General features: G+C 40.9%; 18 protein-coding genes and 1 tRNA gene. 8 read left to right on the top strand and 11 right to left on the bottom strand.

The genetic code is table 11. The features are described from left to right. The 3 genes from AB4160_RS18640 to punC form a co-directional block, all read right to left on the bottom strand. Positions 1-197 (bottom strand): hypothetical protein (locus tag AB4160_RS18640; RefSeq protein ID WP_198589904.1); only part of this gene is annotated, 197 nt, incomplete at its 3' end. Positions 198-284: 87 nt separating this feature from the next. Then, a tRNA-Ser gene (locus AB4160_RS18635) sits at positions 285-375 on the bottom strand. Positions 376-455: 80 nt separating this feature from the next. Further along, on the bottom strand, positions 456-1718 hold the full coding sequence (gene punC, locus AB4160_RS18630) for a purine nucleoside transporter PunC (protein ID WP_372005951.1): 1263 nt from the start codon (positions 1716-1718) through the stop codon (positions 456-458). Between the two features lie 126 nt (positions 1719-1844). Here punC and punR point away from each other — a divergent pair, with 126 nt between their 5' ends. From punR to AB4160_RS18600, 6 genes are all read left to right on the top strand, one after another. Further along, complete coding sequence (gene punR / locus AB4160_RS18625; protein WP_102437403.1) at positions 1845-2747, top strand: DNA-binding transcriptional activator PunR; 903 nt, start codon at positions 1845-1847, stop codon at positions 2745-2747. Positions 2748-3013: 266 nt separating this feature from the next. Beyond that, positions 3014-3673, top strand: a complete 660-nt coding sequence (locus tag AB4160_RS18620) for a Bax inhibitor-1/YccA family protein (protein ID WP_102437401.1) — start codon at positions 3014-3016, stop codon at positions 3671-3673. 97 nt (positions 3674-3770) lie between these two features. After that, entirely contained in the window at positions 3771-4160 is a 390-nt protein-coding gene (tusD, locus tag AB4160_RS18615) for a sulfurtransferase complex subunit TusD (protein WP_102437399.1), read from the top strand. 33 nt (positions 4161-4193) lie between these two features. Further along, positions 4194-4550 (top strand): sulfurtransferase complex subunit TusC, encoded by a 357-nt coding sequence (gene tusC / locus AB4160_RS18610; RefSeq protein WP_102437397.1) that lies wholly within the window; start codon positions 4194-4196, stop codon positions 4548-4550. After that, a complete protein-coding gene (gene tusB / locus AB4160_RS18605; RefSeq protein ID WP_372005948.1) occupies positions 4550-4840 on the top strand; it encodes a sulfurtransferase complex subunit TusB in 291 nt (96 codons plus the stop codon). Before tusC ends, tusB begins: the two co-directional genes overlap by 1 nt. Further along, a complete protein-coding gene (locus AB4160_RS18600) occupies positions 4834-5172 on the top strand; it encodes a TusE/DsrC/DsvC family sulfur relay protein (RefSeq protein ID WP_102437393.1) in 339 nt (112 codons plus the stop codon). Before tusB ends, AB4160_RS18600 begins: the two co-directional genes overlap by 7 nt. Positions 5173-5271: 99 nt before the next feature. Here the strand turns inward: AB4160_RS18600 and serS are convergent, their stop codons facing one another. From serS to lrp, 6 genes are all read right to left on the bottom strand, one after another. After that, complete coding sequence (gene serS, locus AB4160_RS18595; protein WP_102437391.1) at positions 5272-6558, bottom strand: serine--tRNA ligase; 1287 nt, start codon at positions 6556-6558, stop codon at positions 5272-5274. An 18-nt stretch (positions 6559-6576) separates the two neighbouring features. Beyond that, positions 6577-6951: a fluoride efflux transporter CrcB gene (gene crcB, locus AB4160_RS18590; protein WP_076537957.1), complete on the bottom strand. Its 375-nt coding sequence runs from the start codon at positions 6949-6951 to the stop codon at positions 6577-6579. A gap of 1 nt (position 6952) precedes the next feature. Further along, on the bottom strand, positions 6953-8284 hold the full coding sequence (locus AB4160_RS18585) for a replication-associated recombination protein A (protein ID WP_102437389.1): 1332 nt from the start codon (positions 8282-8284) through the stop codon (positions 6953-6955). A 6-nt stretch (positions 8285-8290) separates the two neighbouring features. After that, the gene (gene lolA, locus AB4160_RS18580) at positions 8291-8929 is read right to left on the bottom strand and encodes an outer membrane lipoprotein chaperone LolA (RefSeq protein ID WP_372005945.1); all 639 of its coding nucleotides are present in this window, start codon (positions 8927-8929) and stop codon (positions 8291-8293) included. A gap of 174 nt (positions 8930-9103) precedes the next feature. Beyond that, positions 9104-11872, bottom strand: a complete 2769-nt coding sequence (locus AB4160_RS18575; RefSeq protein WP_372005942.1) for a DNA translocase FtsK 4TM domain-containing protein — start codon at positions 11870-11872, stop codon at positions 9104-9106. A gap of 243 nt (positions 11873-12115) precedes the next feature. After that, positions 12116-12622, bottom strand: a complete 507-nt coding sequence (lrp, locus tag AB4160_RS18570; RefSeq protein ID WP_076537850.1) for a leucine-responsive transcriptional regulator Lrp — start codon at positions 12620-12622, stop codon at positions 12116-12118. 178 nt (positions 12623-12800) lie between these two features. Between lrp and ald the strand changes: the two genes are divergently transcribed. Next, the gene (gene ald / locus AB4160_RS18565; RefSeq protein WP_102476645.1) at positions 12801-13916 is read left to right on the top strand and encodes an alanine dehydrogenase; all 1116 of its coding nucleotides are present in this window, start codon (positions 12801-12803) and stop codon (positions 13914-13916) included. A gap of 397 nt (positions 13917-14313) precedes the next feature. Continuing rightward, a complete protein-coding gene (locus AB4160_RS18560; protein WP_372000811.1) occupies positions 14314-14733 on the top strand; it encodes a secondary thiamine-phosphate synthase enzyme YjbQ in 420 nt (139 codons plus the stop codon). Between the two features lie 25 nt (positions 14734-14758). Here AB4160_RS18560 and AB4160_RS18555 read toward each other — a convergent pair whose 3' ends face one another. Together AB4160_RS18555 and AB4160_RS18550 are read right to left on the bottom strand one after the other, a co-directional pair. Beyond that, complete coding sequence (locus AB4160_RS18555) at positions 14759-17002, bottom strand: EAL domain-containing protein (protein WP_372005939.1); 2244 nt, start codon at positions 17000-17002, stop codon at positions 14759-14761. 250 nt (positions 17003-17252) lie between these two features. Then, complete coding sequence (locus tag AB4160_RS18550) at positions 17253-18470, bottom strand: RsmB/NOP family class I SAM-dependent RNA methyltransferase (RefSeq protein ID WP_372005936.1); 1218 nt, start codon at positions 18468-18470, stop codon at positions 17253-17255. Positions 18471-18539 lie beyond the last annotated feature (69 nt).

Raw genomic sequence — 18539 nt, 5'->3', positions numbered from 1 at the left:
ATACAGGTTTGATGGTCTATGGTATTGATGATTTTTTTCAGTGTGCCTGCGACATCGATATTACGAATAACCGCTTGTGCTCTGTCACGAGTCAACAAAGAAACTTTAATATCAAAAGGAAAGCCTTTATCGCGTAACGATTTGGCTAAACAGATACGTGTGAAGTACACACTATTGGGAGCTCTATAAAGGTACATTGTCTGAGTCAATCCTCTCAGAAAGCCCCTCAAATGCCAGAAACAAAAAAAGCCGTTGATAATCAACGGCTTTTCTCGTATTTAATATGGCGGAGAGATAGGGATTTGAACCCTAGATGGGCTACAAACCCATGCCGGTTTTCAAGACCGGTGCATTCGACCACTCTGCCATCTCTCCGAACGAGCGAAATAATAGCTATCTCACTCGCTGCTGTAAAGCATAAATTTAAGATTCTTTACTGTTTGCTTAAGTTAGCATCAATCTGCGCTGTTTTTATTAGCGTGAAGTGCGATGCTAGCAGGATCTGGCTTTATGAAGTTATTTGTTACTGAAGCCCAACTATCATGCTTTGACAATAAATAGCCTAAGTAAGCAACAACAGCACTCAATACGATACCTAAACCGATAGTCACTTCATTATATTGTACGAACATCGCGACAATACTTGATGCGCCGAACGCCATACCAATCTGAAGGAAGTTTTGTAAACCTGCAGCTTTGGTGGCATTTTTACTGAACTGCTGTAAGGCATTGTTGACGACCAAAGGATAAGTCGCACCGTTAGCTGCAGCAAGTAATGAGAAGGTTACCAATAGCGGATAAATTGATTCCATTGGGATTACCAAAGTCGCTATTGCAATGGTTGCAACACAGAAGAAAAACAGTCCCAATAAATAATTAAGCGCCTGTGTGGTACCGAATTTTTTAACAAGTACTTTGCTCATGTAACCACCCACGATAAACATGATGGTTTGTGGAATAAAGCTCAAGCCAATGGCTTTAGCTTCATAACCAAATTTAATCATTACACTTGGCCATACCGTTAAATAACTAAAGAATGCTGCAGACAATGCACCAAATATAACCACGTTACCTAAAAACCGGGTGTTTTTTAAGATGGTTTTATAGCTGATGTTTTCTTGTGGTTCTGCTTGTTTGTTCTCTAGTGCAACTAACAGCTTGGTCATAACGATAAGCAAAACCGCAAGTATTGCTAAAGTAATGAAAACTGCTCTCCAGCCAAATGTATCAACAATTGATGCACCAATGAGAGGTGCAACAGCAGGTGATAGCGCAACTAAAGGCATGATGTTTGAAAACACTTTTTGCGCTTTTTCAGCATCATATTTTTCAACGACAATAGCTTGCCAAATTACACCAGCACTACAGGCACCTAACGCTTGGAAAAAACGTGCGATATTAAGCATAATAATCGAGTTACTGGCGACAATTAAGGCGCTGGCTGCTGCAAAGATAACTAAACCAATTATTAAGGCTTTTTGTTTGCCTACTTTTTCAACTAATGGACCATAAAGTAATTGGCCGATAGCTAAACCCGCTAAGAAAGTCGTTAATGAAAAAGCGACGTTGTTTAAGCTGGTATCAAATGAGTCAGCTATGTTTTGAAATGCAGGTAAATACATGTCGGTGGCAATAAAGCCCAGCATACTTAACAGTGCTAAGTAGCCTAATAAAATAAAGTACTGCACATTGGCAGAGGTAGATGATGCTTTTTTCATAAAAAAAGTGTCCGAAAGTGGCTTAATTAAAAATCAGCGTGCAGTCTAATCACTTGCAAAAGCAATGTGAAACGTTTAGTTTTGATGACTGCATTCATAAATTTTCACAGCAAAGGATAGCAAGCTATGCTTTCAGAACAAGCATTGGAAATGATCGACATTGTCGCTCGCTTAGGTAGTTTCACGGCAGCAGCCAATCAATTACACAAAGTTCCTTCAGCAGTCAGTTATGCCGTAAAACAAATCGAAGATGAACTTGGTGTCATTTTGTTTGAAAGGCATCATCGCAGTGTCAGCTTAACGGAACCCGGTAAACATTTTGTCGCCCACGCAAGAGAGCTATTGGGTGACATGAATGACTTAAAGCGTAGCACTCAACGTGTCGCTAATGGCTGGCAACCCACCCTGTCTATCGCTTTAGACAATATTGTCCGCGCTGATCGTATTAGTGTACTAATTGCAGACTTTTATCGTCACTTTGACGATGTTGAACTCATCATCCGTATTGAGGTGTTTAATGGGGTCTGGGAAGCATTAGCAACAGGTCGCAGTGACATCGCCATAGGTGCAACCACAGCTATTCCTGTGGGCGGCGTATATCAGTATAAAGATATGCGCGAGATTCAATGGTCGTTTTTAGTCAGTCGTAACCACCCTCTAGCTGAAATTGATCGCCCATTAACAGACGATGAATTACGCATCTATCCCTCTATTTGCTTAGAAGATACTTCAAGGGAAATACCCAAACGCACAACTTGGTTGCTGGCCAATCAGCGCCGATTAGTGGTGCCTGACTGGATAAGAGCATTCAATTGTTTCCGTGATGGCTCAGGTATCGGCTATATGCCTAGAAACCTGGCAAAACCCTTTATCGACTCTGGGGTGTTAATTGAAAAAACCTTAGAACATCCAAGAAATGCAAGCCCTTGCTGTTTAGCGTGGAATCAAGAAAAGATGTCCCCAGCCCTTGAGTGGGTTTTAGAATACTTAGGTGATACCGATAAGTTACATCAAGAGTGGCTCGCATAACCACAAAGCCAGCATCTTGATGACATTATTAACAAGTTGTAATGATAATTTAATGTTCAGTTCAGCTTTCTTAGTAAAAATGTTGTTTAGGACAATTTTTTATATGAACATGTGTCATTAAATAATAGTTAACATGACAGTGACACTTATATACCTTTAAGCTGTGTTAAAGCTAAGGTATTATAAATCTAAATAATTTAATAAATATCTTTTGTAGTGACTCTTATTGCGTCATTACAGTTTTTTTCGAGTCTATGGAGACTGTTATGAATCAACAAACTTTATCGGGCCATCAAGCTACAACGATGGAAACCAATAAACTGATCAAAAATACCTACATGCTATTGTCGATGACGCTTGCCTTTGCCGCTGTAATGGCTGGTGTAGCAATGATGATGAACATTGGCCCTTTCATGTCAATCGGACTATCACTTGGTAGTATCGTGGTGATGATGGTGACCCTGAAAAAAGCAGACAATGCTTCAGGGCTTGCATGGATTTTTGCCTTTACGGGTATGCAAGGTGCATCATTAGGATACATTTTAAACCACTACGCAGGTTTAGCTAACGGCCCTGAACTTATTATGCAAGCGTTTGGCTTAACCTCAGTTATCTTCATTTCTTTATCAGCTTATGCAATTAGCACTAAGAAAGATTTCAACTTCATGGGCGGCTTCCTTTTTGCTGGTCTGATTGTGGTTATCGGCGCATCACTGATCAACATGTTTGTTGGTAACAGTGTTGCATTTATGGCTATTCAAGCTGCTGTAGCAATGTTGATGGTAGGCTTAATCCTTTATGATACAAGCCGTATTGTAAATGGTGGCGAAACTAACTATATCCGTGCAACGATTTCGTTGTTCTTAAACTTCATCAACCTATTCATGGCGCTATTACACTTGATGGGCATGGGTAATGATGACTAGGCGTTAAGTTACTTGATTATTCATTTGGTTCTGACCTTGTGATTAATCGGCTTACTACGCTAAAATGGCTCCCTTACAGGAGCCATTTTTTATTGTTATGAATAAATTTATTATCCAAGTTAATGGCACGGTTTATGGCTCAACAGCGAGCTTTAGAGCGCTGCGCTTTACGACAAGTGTATTGTCATTAGGCCATCAAGTTACGCGTATTTTCTTTTATCAAGACGGCGTGACTAATAGTAGCCAATTAATCTGTCCTGCCTCTGATGAATATGACTTGCACCAAGCATGGAAAAACTTGGCAACTGAACACAATATTCAGTTGATAAATTGTGTGTCAGCAGCGCTGCGCCGCGGTGTGTTGTCACAGCAAGATGCCATCGAAAACACTAAATCACAGTTCAATTCTAGCGCCCCATTTGAAATGGGTGGTTTAGGTGAGCTGGTCACAGGTATTGAAACATCAGATCGATTAGTGTGCTTTTAATGCTGATTATAAATTGCTTGGCAAGGTAACCACATGAAGCAAATTTGCGTTATTTTCAGACAAAGCCCGTTGGGCAATAGTTCCAGCCGTGAAGGCTTAGACTTTGCGTTACTCAGTGCCAGTTTTGAGCAACAAGTTAGCGTGGTTTTTACTGATGAAGCTGTGCTGCACCTGCTAGCAGATCAGCAGCCAGAATTAGTCGGCAGTAAAGATTACCTATCGACGTTTAAAGCTCTTAATATTTATGATATTGAAACCGTTTTAGTGTGTGAGCAGTCAGCAAAACAATTTGGCATCACTGAAGACAAGTTTAATTTTGAGGCGCAATTAGCTGATAGCAATGCCATTAAGCAATTATTAGCGCAAAGTGATGAAGTGGTGGTTTACTAATGATTTTACATCACATTCAAACCTCAGCCACCACTGACAACGCGCTAAATTGCTGCTTACGTTATATCGCTAGTGAAGACAGTATCATCCTTGCTGACGATGCGATTAATTGCTTATTACAAAGCCATTGGCAGCAAAAATTGCTAGATATACGGATTTATATATTATCTGAAGATATACAAGCTCGAGGCTTAACAGCACTTTTACCTAGCAGCGCTAATATCTCAATTATTGATTATGACCAGTATGTACTGGCTACATTGAAACACACGAAGGTGATTACTTGGTAAATTCAATTGAATTTAATGGGCAACAAATAGAAGTTGATGCTCAAGGTTATTTAAAAAACGTTGCTGATTGGCAACCTGATATGGCAATTATTTTGGCTGCAGGTGAAGATATCGTATTAACCGAGCAACATTGGGAAGTGGTTAATTTTGTGCGTAACTTTTATCTTGAATACAAGACAAGCCCTGCTATCCGCGTGCTAGTGAAAGCCATAGGTCAGACGTTAGGGCCTGATAAAGGTAATTCAAAATACCTTTATACCCTCTTTCCTGTGGGCCCAGCTAAACAGGCGACTAAAATCGCAGGCTTACCAAAACCTGCTAAGTGCCTTTAACTATCATGTAACCAGACCTGCTAAATTTACGGCACAAAAAAACCAAACATGATGTTTGGTTTTTTTAGGCTCAGATAACGCCTTAACGCTAGCGAAGACTTAGCCTATTTTTTCTAGGCCGCGCATATACGGACGTAATACGTCAGGCACGGTAATAGAGCCATCTGCATTTTGGTAGTTTTCAAGGATAGCAACTACTGTACGACCAACAGCAAGGCCTGAACCGTTTAAGGTATGAACCAAAGTTGGTTTCTTGTCATTAACACCACGGTAGCGTGCTTGCATACGACGTGCTTGGAAATCTTTCATGTTTGAACAAGAAGAGATTTCGCGGTAGGTGTTTTGCGCAGGTAACCACACTTCAATATCGTAAGTTTTCGAAGCGCCAAAACCCATGTCGCCAGTACATAAAATCACAGTACGATATGGAAGGCCTAGCCCTTCTAGTACTTTCTCAGCATGACCTGTTAGCTCTTCTAACGCATTCATTGAATCTTCAGGTTTAACAATTTGAACAAGTTCAACTTTATCAAACTGATGCTGACGAATTAGACCACGAGTATCACGGCCGTAAGAGCCCGCTTCACTTCGGAAACAAGACGTTAATGCCGTCATTTTAAGTGGTAAATCAGCTTCTTCAACGATAGTGTCACGTACTACATTGGTCAAAGGTACTTCAGCAGTTGGAATCAAGCTTAAGCCTTGGCCTTCTTCAGTGGCCGGTTTAGTGTGGAACAAATCTTCACCAAACTTAGGTAGCTGACCTGTGCCTAATAAGCTTTCTTCGTTAACCAGTAATGGCACATACATTTCTGAATAACCGTGATTTTCAGTATGTAGATCTAACATGTACTGACCCACAGCGCGGTTTAGGCGTGCGATTTGGCCTTTCATTACCACAAAGCGAGAACCGGTGATTTTAACGGCGTTTTTAAAATCTAACCCATCTAGATCTTCACCCAGTTTCACATGATCTTTTACTTCGAAATCAAATGTAGTTGGCTCGCCCCAAGTGCGGACTTCAACGTTATCATTTTCGTCAGCACCGGCTGGTACTGCGTCATCTGGTAAGTTAGGCATGCTCATAGCAATAGCATTTAACTCAGCTAACAATTCAGCTAGTTCAGATTTTTTCGCATCCAGTTGAGCACCTAAGTCCCCTACTTTAGCCATGATTTCACTGACATCTTCACCACGACCCTTTGCTTGACCAATGGACTTAGAAATTGCATTTCGGGATGCTTGCAATTCTTCTGTGGCCACTTGTAGCGACTTACGCTTTTCTTCTAAAGCGGTAAGGCGGCTAATATCAAGGATAAACCCACGCTTAGCTAACAGCTCAGCGGTGACTTCAAGTTCGTTACGCAAAAATTTTGGATCTAACATGTTTTATATTCTTAATAGTTAAATGCGAGAAAAAACTAGCTGCTGACCGACATATACCATGAAAATACACAGTACAACGTTCAACAACACGTTGAGAATAGCTTTTGCAAAAAGACCTTCTTGCATTAGCAATAATGTTTCATTGGAAAAAGTAGAAAAAGTCGTTAAGGCGCCTAACAATCCAACACCTATCATGGCTTTTAATTCAGGACTTAACTGGCTGGCTTGACCAATGGCATAAACCACACCCATCAAAAATGATCCCAATACATTTACCAACAGTGTACCAAAAGGGAAACTGCTTCCAAATAGCTGAAGCATGAAAATTGAGATTAGATAACGAAAAACAGCCCCAATTGAACCACCAAGGGCCACAAACATGATATTGCTCATGCTAATCATAGCGCTTTACCTCACTGGTTCGGTCTAGTTCTGCTAAATGGGCAAGTTTGTCTTTGATTCTTTTTTCAAAGCCGCGCTCGGTTGGATAATACAATTGGCTATCTTTTATTGACTCAGGGAAGTAATTCTCCCCATTTGCGTAGGCACCTGGTTCATCATGAGCATAGCGATACCCTGCCCCTAAACCCATATTTTTCATCAATTGAGTCGGTGCGTTACGTAAGTGATCTGGCACTGATTCATGCCCTGTTTCGCTTGCAAGCATTCTTGCTGCTTTAAAGGCGGTGTAAACCGCATTACTTTTTGGCGCACTGGCCAAGTAAACAATCGCTTGGGCGATAGCACGCTCACCTTCAGCAGGCCCAACGCGGTGATAACAATCCCAAGCATTAAGCGCAATATTCATTGCAGTAGGATCGGCGTTTCCTACATCTTCAGAGGCAATAGCTAATAATCTACGTGCTACATAGAGAGGATCGCCGCCGCCTTCAAGTATTCGACAATACCAATACAAAGCAGCATCAGGAGCTGAGCCTCTCACTGACTTATGCACCGCAGAAATCAAATCATAAAATTGATCGCCATTTTTATCATAAGCGGCCATTTGATGCCCAGCGACTTGCGTCAGCATCTCTTGAGTAAATTCACCGTTATCAGCAACCAAGTCACTCATTAACTCGAGTAAATTTAATGCTTTGCGCGCATCACCATCACTAATTGAAGCTAACTGCTGCATTACTGTTTCAGGAATAGTAAAACCACGTTTACCAAAACCACGCTCAGTATCCATTAATGCTTGATTGATAATCGCGGCAATATCATCGCCATCTAAGCGATTGATTAAATAAACTCTGGCACGAGACAATAAGGCGTTATTGAGCTCAAAAGATGGGTTTTCAGTGGTCGCGCCAACAAAAATAACAGTACCGTCTTCGATAAAAGGTAAAAACGCATCTTGTTGGCTTTTATTAAATCTATGGACTTCGTCCACAAACAATAATGTACGCTGACCACGGCTTTGAGCTACCGCTTTAGCTTGCTCAATGGCGGCGCGAATTTCTTTAACCCCTGAGGTAACCGCCGAAATGCGCTCTACATGGGCATTGGCATAATGCGCCACCAATTCAGCTAAGGTGGTTTTACCTGTGCCAGGAGGGCCCCATAACAACATAGAGTGAGCTCGATTGGCCTCAAGTGCTTGGCGCAGTGGTTGCCCTTTACCGAGTAAATGCTGCTGCCCTACATACTCACTTATCTCCCTTGGGCGCATTCTTGCGGCTAAAGGACGAAAGTCTGGGGCAAAATCGAAACCTAAAGTAGACACTATAACCTACTGAGCTAGGCTTGAACGTTGATCGTCAATATCAACGTTTGCCGGTACGGTAAATTCAAATAAGCCGTTTTCGTCTGCCGCAACCTTGGTTTGATTTGTTAACGTGAACTGACTGTAATTGCCTTGCTCATCTAACAAATTAAAATCAGTAAGCTCTGCCTCATTGAAACACACAGTGACAGTCACCACACTTGAATCATCCGCTGTGGGCTTAATGGAATAACAAGCTTTAGCTGACTCTGGCTGAATTTGTTCAACACGATATTGAGACCAGGTAGTTTCATCACGGTGCACCAGCAACGCCATTGGCGACGCGTCGATAGCATCAGCAAAGTCCATGACTGAAACTTCTTCAGCAAAAGGGTTATAAATCCATAAATCTTTACCGTCAGCCACAATGAGCGACTCATCAGGCTCAGTTAAATGCCAGTAAAATTTGTTTGGATAAGCAAGGGCAAATACCCCTTTACCTGACTGAATGACTTTATTGTTTATATCGGTAACTTGCTGAGTAAAATCAGCTTTTAATGAGTCGGCTTTGGCTAAGCGATCACGCAATTGCGCTGATTCATCAGCTAACGCGTTGCCTGACAATAATAATGCTAAGGCTGTAACAACAGCAAAACGCTTGTTCATATAAATTCCTAATACTGTATTGCTAATTCTTAGCGATAAACTTTTAAGGCTAGTGGCTATGCTTTTTGTCACTAAGGCTTTTTCTTTATAAGGTTGATTATTAATGGCTTCATTATAACGGTTTATTTGGCCAAACTGGCTATAAGCGCAGTGATTGTTATGTTCGGTCCGAGGTTAGTTTCTCGGTGGCGGAGGAGCTAAAACCTCACGATTACCATTATGACCTTGTGTACTGACAATCCCCTGGGTTTCCATCATTTCGATAATCCGCGCCGCGCGGTTATAACCAATTTTAAACTTACGCTGCACACTTGAAATTGAACCTCTGCGGGTTTCAGTGACAAACGCAACCGCTTCATCATATAACTGATCAGTATCATCATCAGATTCTGCAGCTTCACCAGGCAGCAATACTTGCTCACCTTCACTGACGCCATTAAGGATTTCTTCAATATAACGTGGCTTACCACGAGCATGCCAGTCTGCAACGACTTTATGGACTTCATGATCGTCAATGAAAGCACCATGGACACGAATAGGTACGCTGGTACCTGGTGGCAAGTACAGCATATCACCCATACCGAGTAGTGTTTCTGCGCCTTGCTGATCTAAAATTGTTCTAGAGTCAATTCTTGATGACACTTGAAAAGCGATACGTGTTGGCACGTTTGCTTTAATCAAACCAGTAATGACATCCACTGAAGGTCTTTGGGTGGCTAAGATTAAGTGTATACCCGCTGCACGGGCCTTTTGCGCTATACGGGCAATCAGCTCTTCAACCTTTTTACCGACAATCATAATCATGTCAGCAAATTCATCGACCACTACCACAATAGAGGGTAATTTTTCTAACTCAGGGGCCTGTTCATCCATACTTTCAGATGACTTCCATAATGGGTCAACTATCGGTTCACCTGCTTCTATGGCTGATTTAATTTTAGCGTTATAACCTTTTAAATTACGTACGCCAAGCGCTGACATTAACTTGTAACGTCGCTCCATTTCACCAACACACCAACGTAGTGCATTAGCCGCTTCTTTCATATCGGTGACGACTTCACATAACAAATGTGGAATACCGCCATATACGGAAAGCTCCAACATTTTCGGATCAATCATGATAAAGCGCACATCATCAGGACCAGACTTATACAAGATACTGGTGATCATCACGTTGACGCCAACTGACTTACCCGAACCTGTAGTACCGGCAACTAATAAATGCGGCATTTTACCTAAATCAACCACCACGGGATCGCCAGCAATATCTTGTCCCAGCACCATGGATAAATCAGATTTACTTTCTTCAAAGGTTTTAGAGTCTAAAACATCGCGCATAAATACCGTTTCACGGAATTTATTAGGCAATTCAAGACCCACAAAGGCTTTACCTGGAATAACCTCAACAACGCGGACACTTTCTGCTAACAATGAACGGGCTAAATCTTTCGACAAATTAGTGATTTTTGAGGCTTTGACACCAGGGGCTAATTCAAGTTCAAATCGAGTCACCACAGGGCCTGGGAATACCCCAACAACATTAGCGACAATATTAAAGTCAGCCAGCTTAGTTTCAACCAACCTCGCGACAATATCTAGTTCTTCTTTGGTAATTGGGTTTTCTTTTCTATCAGGTACATCTAATAAGGTGATACTTGGCAGTGGCGGCATTTCAACTTTAGTTTGGCCATAAACTATTTGGGGTTCTTGGCCTGGCAACACCACAATTCCTTCAACAATACGCGCTTGCTCAACAGCTTTTGTAGTGGCAGGGTTTGGCTGCGAGGTCGCTGTTGCACCTGTGCTATTAGCTTGACTGAATGCTTCACCTAACGAGTCGCTATGACTAACATGAGCCTCAGACTGTTCACTTAAATGATGATTCGCTTGTGTGAAATCAGCTGCGGGGGCATCCCCTGATGCGATCCAAGCTGGGGTTAAATTATCATCGTCTTGGTGATCATTGCTGGCGTTTAATTTGGGTTCAAGTCTACCATTATGTGGCGTTAATTTAGCCTCATGGTCTATTTCAGCGCCAAAGCTTGGCTCTACATCTTGCTCTAAGTCAGCAGCCAAATTAGTTTCTTCTTTGTCGCGACTGGGTTTCACTTTCGATTTAATACGGCTGAAAAGAGAGGGTTTTTCTTCTAATTCATCAGTTTCTATTGCTGCAGTAACTTCAGCCTCATTATGCGGCATACTAGTGAGATCAATTGCTGCAGCATCAAGCTCAGCTTTGTCATGCTTTACGTTGCCAGCATCGTCACCACGGTCCTGTTTAAATTTATCAACGACAGACATAAAGCCGCGGGTATCTTCGGTTTCGTTACTAGCTGATAAATAACTTGGGATACTAATGATCTTTTTAACACACCAAATAGTGGCTAGACCTGTACTTTCAATAACGGTTAGCCAGCTTATACCGGTAGTTAAAGTAAAGCCTGCGCCGATAAAACATAGCAGTAATAAAGTTGTTCCAAGGTTATTAAAGTAAGGCATCATTGCTTGGCTGATCACATCCCCTGCCACTCCGCCAGCAGAAAATACATACATGTCATCGGCATTCATACTCGCTAACGCTGCCAATGCAAATACCACCAGTAAAAAACCGATAATCCTTAAACCGACAGAAAAATAGTCGATTTCAAACAGCTTGTGAGTACGATTAAAAATGAACCAGCCAGAAGCAGCAATAATTATTGGTATGAGATAGGCTATGAAGCCGAAAAAATAAAATAGAACATCTGCTGTCCATGCGCCAACTGCGCCAGTTAGATTACTGATTTCACCTTGGAAATGCGACTGGCTCCAGCCGGGATCATTAGGATCGAAGCTGCTAAGTGCAATAAGAATATAAGTTGCAGTCATGCAACAAATGATCAACCCACCTTCCAAAAGACGCTGAAGGCCACTAAGTGTTTGAAGACTATTTCCCTGAGACAAACGAAAACACCCAAATAAGATTTAAAAAGAATGATAACAATAACAGAATATCAATGTGTATGCAGTGATTATGCAACGCGCGGATGCCAAGCTCAACCTAATGTTTTCAGATAGATGACTGTAGAAGATAAATAATTTTAATCTGGCTTAAGTTGGTTACTTTTAAGCCTAAGATTAAGCTTGCTGTAAATTTTTGGCAAAAAAATAAAGGGCAATGCCCTTTATTTTTATTGGTTATTAAATTTAGTAAGTATCAGCTAATAAATTTAAGGCAACTTTATTAGTTTGCTTAACTTCTTCCATAACCACGTAAGTACGAGTATCAGAAACTGATGGTAACTTAAGTAATGTCTCACCTAACAAACGACGATAAGCTGACATATCTGATACGCGGGTTTTTAGTAGGTAATCAAAATCGCCAGAAACCAAATGACATTCTTGAATATCATCTAACAACTGAACGGCTTTGTTAAAGCGTTCAAAAATATCAGGGGTATCTCGAGTTAAGGTGATTTCCACAAATACAAGTAACGATGCACCTAAGTAATGAGGATTAACTAATGCAGTGTAGCCATTAATGTATCCTTGTTTCTCAAGACGTTTAACTCGTTCTAAACATGGTGTTGGACTCAGGCCAACACGCTTAGATAACTCCACATTTGATATGCGACCATCAATCTGAAGTTCGTTGAGGATATTACGGTCAATCCGATCTAAATCTTTCACAGAATTTTTCTTATTATTTGCCATATTATTAACCTTGCTTTAGCACAAAAACAACATATTCATCTTTTAATGTGTAAAGTTTAGCAGCATAAACTGCGTCAGGGGCACTATACTAGACTTCCCTGAAATAAGCACGTTCAGGTCATCGAATATAATAACTACTGGCTCGTAAAAACGAGTAAAAATCAATTAGAGGCTCAAAATGATTATTGGTATCCCTACTGAAATCAAAAACCATGAATACCGTGTTGGTATGGTTCCTTCAAGCGTTCGTGAATTAACAATTAAAGGTCATGATGTATTTGTTCAATCAGATGCAGGTATTGGCATTGGATTTACTAACCAAGATTATATTGATGCCGGTGCAGAAATCTTAGCAACCGCAGCTGAAGTGTTTGCTCAATCAGATATGATAGTGAAGGTTAAAGAGCCACAAGCTATTGAGCGCGCCATGCTGCGTGAAGACCAAATTCTATTCACTTATTTACACCTTGCACCAGACTTACCACAGACTGAAGATTTGATAAAAAGTAAGGCTGTTTGTATCGCCTATGAAACCGTAACAGATGACCGTGGTGGCCTTCCTTTATTAGCGCCAATGTCAGAAGTTGCTGGGCGTATGTCGATTCAAGCAGGCGCGCGTGCACTTGAAAAATCACTAGGCGGCCGCGGTATGTTACTGGGCGGTGTTCCAGGTGTTGAACCAGCCAAAGTAGTCATTATTGGTGGCGGTATGGTTGGTACTAATGCTGCACAAATGGCTGTAGGCATGGGCGCTGACGTGGTTGTGCTTGATCGTAGCATCGATGCTCTACGTCGTTTAAATGTACAATTTGGTTCTGCAGTTAAAGCCATTTACTCTACTGCTGATGCCATTGAACGCCACGTATTAGAAGCAGACTTAGTCATTGGTGGTGTACTGGTTCCTGGCGCTGCTGCGCCAAAACTTGTGACCCGCGATATGATTAGCCGTATGAAGCCTGGCAGCGCAATTGTTGATGTCGCAATTGACCAAGGTGGTTGTGTTGAAACATCTCATGCAACCACTCACCAAGAACCAACTTATATCGTTGATGATGTAGTTCATTATTGTGTTGCAAACATGCCTGGCGCTGTGGCTCGCACCTCTACTTTTGCATTAAACAATGCCACGCTGCCTTACATTATTAAGCTTGCAAACTTAGGTTATAAGTCTGCATTGCTTCAAGATAAGCACCTACTAAATGGCTTAAATGTCATCCACGGAAAGCTTGTTTGTAAAGAAGTTGCTGAAGCATTAGCACTTGAGTTTACCGAGCCAACAAGCCTGCTAAACTAATCAATATCTGATGGTTTAAGTACTAAAAAGCTGCTCAATGAGCAGCTTTTTTTATGGATTAAACAATTATGCAACAATTTGTATCTTAAGCTGTTTACAAGCAATATTCATCCAGAATCGTTCACTTTATCAGCACCACTGAGCAAGCACTTTGCTAACTTAATAAAATGCGCAATTTTAGTTAGCGTTTATTAATTAAAACCAGTGAGCACCTCAAGCCAACACTCAGCAAGGGTTACAGTAATTACAATGGCTAATATGAGTCATTTTAGTCATACTTTATGCTTACAGTTCATTATCCTACTACAATGTTTAAAATTAGTGCTTTCTACTGTTGGTCAAATCGCTGAAATTCACTACAATTCATCATCAAAATAGCGATTAAAAGCAGACTTATATGTGGTACCAAAAACAAATATCATTAAAGCCAAAAGCTCGTGGCTTTCATTTAATTACTGAAGAGGTATTAACTCAATTACCCGAATTAGCAAGGTTTGATATTGGCTTAGTGCACATATTGCTGCAACACACCTCAGCTTCCATTACTGTAAACGAAAATGCAGATCCAACTGTTCGGCAAGACTTTGAAGCATACTTTAATAATGTGGCGCCAGAGAATGAACCATATTACATCCACACTTATGAAGGCAGTGACGATATGCCAGCCCATTTAAAATCAAGTTTACTGGGCTGTGAATTAACCCTACCCATCACCCATGGTCAATTAGCATTAGGAATGTGGCAAGGGCTGTATTTAGGTGAACATCGCAATCATGGCGGCAGCAGAAAACTACTTGTCACAATACAAGGAAAGTAGTTTTACTGTATTACTATTGCTGAATTTATTGTGCGAGTAATTCGATGAGCGCCTGTTTAGGCAAAGGCTTATAGAAATAGTAGCCTTGAATAGCATCAACATTGTTTTGCTTAACAAAATCCAGCTGTGCTTGGGTTTCAACACCTTCTGCAGTGACTGATAAATCAAGTGCATGGCTCATGGTCGTAATTGCTTCCACTAGCGCCTTATGTCTAGGACCCTGCTCAATTTTTTGAATAAAACTTTTATCGATTTTGATTTGATCTACCGGAAAGTTAGCTAAATAGGATAGAGAAGAATAGCCGGTACCAAAATCATCCACTGAAATTTTGATGCCCCAATTTCTTAATCGACTCAGCAGCTGTTCAACCTTCTCATGCTGCTCCATCATTACTGACTCAGTTATTTCTATGGTTAATAAATGAAATGGAAAGTTTGCTATGGATTTTTCCAGCAGATACTCTTCAAAAAAGCTAATGAATTGTTGTTGTAACTCTGCAGTGATAAATTCACTAGTAGAGACATTTACTGACAAACTAATCGCACGTCCTTGTTGCCAATAGTCATAAATTAAATCTAGCGCTTGTCGCCTAATCCATTTACCGATTGGGACAATCAGCCCTGATTGTTCAGCAATAGGTATAAATTCTTCTGGCGAAATGAACTCACCATTAAGCGGCCAACGAAGTAACACTTCAGCGCTATCAACATGCGTCGATTTAGCCGACAAAATGGGCTGAAAATACAGTTCAAAAGCATCATGACTTAAGGCTTTGTTTAATTCCATGTTTAAAAAAGCGGTTCTTTCTGCATTTTTCTGCATGCTTTGATCAAAAAATTGATAACCATTTCGGCCTTTAAGCTTAGCATTATGCATTGCTTGGCTGGCGCAATTAATTAAAGCATCAACCTCAGTAGAATCTTCAGGATAACGTGAGATACCAATACTCATAGAAGTTTGGATAGCTTTACGATCAAGCCAAAAAACATCACTTACAACTTGATTGATTTGTTTGGCAAGTTCAATGAGTTCGTCTGCAGACACTTTACCTTGTAAGAACACGCCAAATTCATCACCTGCTATTCGGGCAAAAGTGCACATATCAGGAAACAGCGGGGCTAATCTTTTGGTTACCTCAATTAATAATCGATCACCACACTCATGACCTAAGCTGTCATTTATCAGTTTAAAATTATCAATATCCATCAATATGATTGAGCAACCTACCCCAGTTTGCTTGCTGCGCTCTTGCTGCCAAACATAATCATAGATTTTCTCAACAAAATAACGACGATTGGCCAAGCGGGTTAATGCATCATTATTAGCCTGAAAATGGATAAGCTTGCTGGCATCTTTGTGTTCACTGATATCAGCAATTAACCAAGAAAAACAATTTTGTTCACCATGGTAATCCCTAAATGAGGTTACCGTTACTTCAGCATCAAAGGTCTTGCCATTACGTTTGCGGCCTGTTAACTCACCTTGCCAAGTTCTACCGATAGCAAGGTTTTTCATTAAAGACGTGATATTTTCTTGCTGAGAATGTTCGAAAAAGCGCTTTGGTTCAAAGCTCTCTGAGTCAACAGTAATATCGCCACAGATACTTTTAAACTCAGGGTTAATAAACAAAATGGTATTGTTTTCGTTAACGATCAATAAGCCCATAGGCAGTTTACTGAATATTTTACTGGTGAGTGTTTGTAGGTGTAGTCCTTGGCTTCGTTCAATGGCAAGACTTGCCAATCGAGCGGCTTCTTGAATCAGTTCTAGATCCAATGCTGATGGTGACTTTTGGGTATCGTAATACATGGCAAAAGTGCCCAATACGTTGCCAGTAGAGTCGATAATGGGTTCTGACCAGCAAGCTTTTAGCCCTGCCTTTAACGGCAATTCTTTATAAGGTGCCCAATTCGGGTGAGTGGCGATATCTTCAACAATAACTCTTTCGCCGGTGGCTGCTGCAGCGCCGCATGAACCGACTATCGGCCCAATTTCAATGCCATTAATAGCTTGGTTATATTGTTCCGGTAAACTGGGGGTCGCTCCGGTTAACAACCTTTTCTTGTCATTGCTCATTAATAGCACTGACGCTCTGGTGCCAATCTTTTGCGCTTCGATTGATAAGACTAATGAATGGAGAATTTCTCGTAATGGGGAACCCGCTAAGAGCATGGTAAGAATTTGGCTATAACGGTCATTATTAGAAGCACATGTTGTTAACACATCATAGTTTGCTGATTGTGATGCAAAAGTTTGCCCGCTATCCATAAAATTCCTTATGAGAATAAACCATCTGGCTTTATTACTTACCGTTAATGCAGATTATTCACTCTTAAGGTTAATTGCAACACTAAGCGAGTAACTATCTGTTTATTATGAATCTCTTCGACTAGTCACTAACATTTATCACTAAAGCAATGCTACATTTATTGGCTATATATCGCAGGCATAAAAAAACAGTGAAGTTATCTAACTGCACTGTTTTTATTCGGTATGATTTTATTTTAAAACAATGAATTTACACTTCGCTTATGCGTTCCATTCTTGCTAAATAAAAACCATCAAAACCATGCTCAGAAACCAAGATTAATTCATCATCTAATAATGTAAAATGTGGGTTTGCAGCTAAAAAGGCATCAACTTGATTTCTGTTTTCATCAGGCATGATTGAACAGGTAGCGTAGACTAATATTCCGCCCACTTTTACCATTCGGCTATAGCTTTGCAAAATGTCTTTTTGTAGCTCAATTAATACCGGTAATCTTTCTGGCGTGTCACGCCATTTAGAATCTGGGTTACGTTTTAACACCCCTAAACCTGAACAAGGTACATCGAGTAGGACTCTGTCAGCAGTCAACTTCATCCGTTTAATGGTTTTGCTGCTAGCGATAATGCGGGTTTCAACATTATGCGCGCCTGCTCTTCTTGCTCTAATTTTGAGGTTATCAAGTTTCCATTGCTCAACATCCATAGCAAGTAAACGACCTTTACCTTGCATTTGTGCGGCAATGTGCAAAGTTTTACCACCAGCGCCGGCGCAAGCATCAACAACTCGCATACCTGGTTTTGCATCAACTGCAGCAGCAACGAGCTGCGAGCCGGCATCTTGTTGTTCAAAATAGCCTTGTTTAAAGGCTTCAGTTTTGAATAATGCAGAATCTGAACGTATCTCTAACGCACTTTCAACGCCTTCAACCTCTACAGTAGCGACCAACTCTTTAGTTAACCGTTGCTTTAATTCTTCACGGGTGCCTTTTAAGCTGTTAGCGCGAATATAGCGTTTTGGCGCTGTTGCTAAAGCCGCTCTTTCTGCTGGCCATTTTTCGCCTAGTTGCGCAGCACCTAACTCGTCAAGCCACTCTGGGCAGCCATCCCACAAAGCCGGTTGCGCTTTTGCAACCTCTAGACGCTCGGCAAACTGTGCGCTATCAACTTGTAATGCATATTCCATCTTTGGTAAATCAAGATCGTGGAATAAATGCCAGCCGTTTAATAATTTAGAACCGGTACGTTCAATATCTTCTACTTTGATATCAACCAAATAGCAGTAAAGGTTCAAACGACGCAAAATATCACCAGTAACGAGAGTAATTCTTGCTAGCTCCGCAGGTGGATATTGCATACCTGAAAAGTTATGTGAATAAGCGCGATCTAAAGGTTTTCCTTCAGTTAGCACCATAGTTAACACATTAATGACCAGTTCAGATGAACTGCCTGAGAGCGGGTAAGTTAGCATTGGGGGATCTCAACGAGTTATAGAAATAAGATAAAACAGAAAAAGCGCATGGATCATAGGAGTTAACCG

The sequence above is a fragment of the Shewanella sp. 10N.286.51.B8 genome (assembly GCF_041469325.1).
GTDB lineage: Bacteria > Pseudomonadota > Gammaproteobacteria > Enterobacterales > Shewanellaceae > Shewanella.
Note: the sequence above shows the minus strand (reverse complement) of the source record. Positions and strands in the feature narration are given on the sequence as shown.

Excerpts from the sequence above, each read along its gene's own strand:
- lrp (WP_076537850.1), bottom strand. The coding sequence starts at position 12,622 with ATGGCAAATAATAAGAAAAATTCTGTGAAAGATTTAGATCGGATTGAC.
- lolA (WP_372005945.1), bottom strand. The coding sequence starts at position 8,929 with ATGAACAAGCGTTTTGCTGTTGTTACAGCCTTAGCATTATTATTGTCA.
- tusD (WP_102437399.1), top strand. The coding sequence starts at position 3,771 with ATGAATAAATTTATTATCCAAGTTAATGGCACGGTTTATGGCTCAACA.
- tusC (WP_102437397.1), top strand. The coding sequence starts at position 4,194 with ATGAAGCAAATTTGCGTTATTTTCAGACAAAGCCCGTTGGGCAATAGT.
- punC (WP_372005951.1), bottom strand. The coding sequence starts at position 1,718 with ATGAAAAAAGCATCATCTACCTCTGCCAATGTGCAGTACTTTATTTTA.
- AB4160_RS18550 (WP_372005936.1), bottom strand. The coding sequence starts at position 18,470 with ATGCTAACTTACCCGCTCTCAGGCAGTTCATCTGAACTGGTCATTAAT.
- punR (WP_102437403.1), top strand. The coding sequence starts at position 1,845 with ATGCTTTCAGAACAAGCATTGGAAATGATCGACATTGTCGCTCGCTTA.
- ald (WP_102476645.1), top strand. The coding sequence starts at position 12,801 with ATGATTATTGGTATCCCTACTGAAATCAAAAACCATGAATACCGTGTT.
- AB4160_RS18560 (WP_372000811.1), top strand. The coding sequence starts at position 14,314 with ATGTGGTACCAAAAACAAATATCATTAAAGCCAAAAGCTCGTGGCTTT.
- AB4160_RS18555 (WP_372005939.1), bottom strand. The coding sequence starts at position 17,002 with ATGGATAGCGGGCAAACTTTTGCATCACAATCAGCAAACTATGATGTG.
- crcB (WP_076537957.1), bottom strand. The coding sequence starts at position 6,951 with ATGAGCAATATCATGTTTGTGGCCCTTGGTGGTTCAATTGGGGCTGTT.
- serS (WP_102437391.1), bottom strand. The coding sequence starts at position 6,558 with ATGTTAGATCCAAAATTTTTGCGTAACGAACTTGAAGTCACCGCTGAG.
- AB4160_RS18620 (WP_102437401.1), top strand. The coding sequence starts at position 3,014 with ATGAATCAACAAACTTTATCGGGCCATCAAGCTACAACGATGGAAACC.
- tusB (WP_372005948.1), top strand. The coding sequence starts at position 4,550 with ATGATTTTACATCACATTCAAACCTCAGCCACCACTGACAACGCGCTA.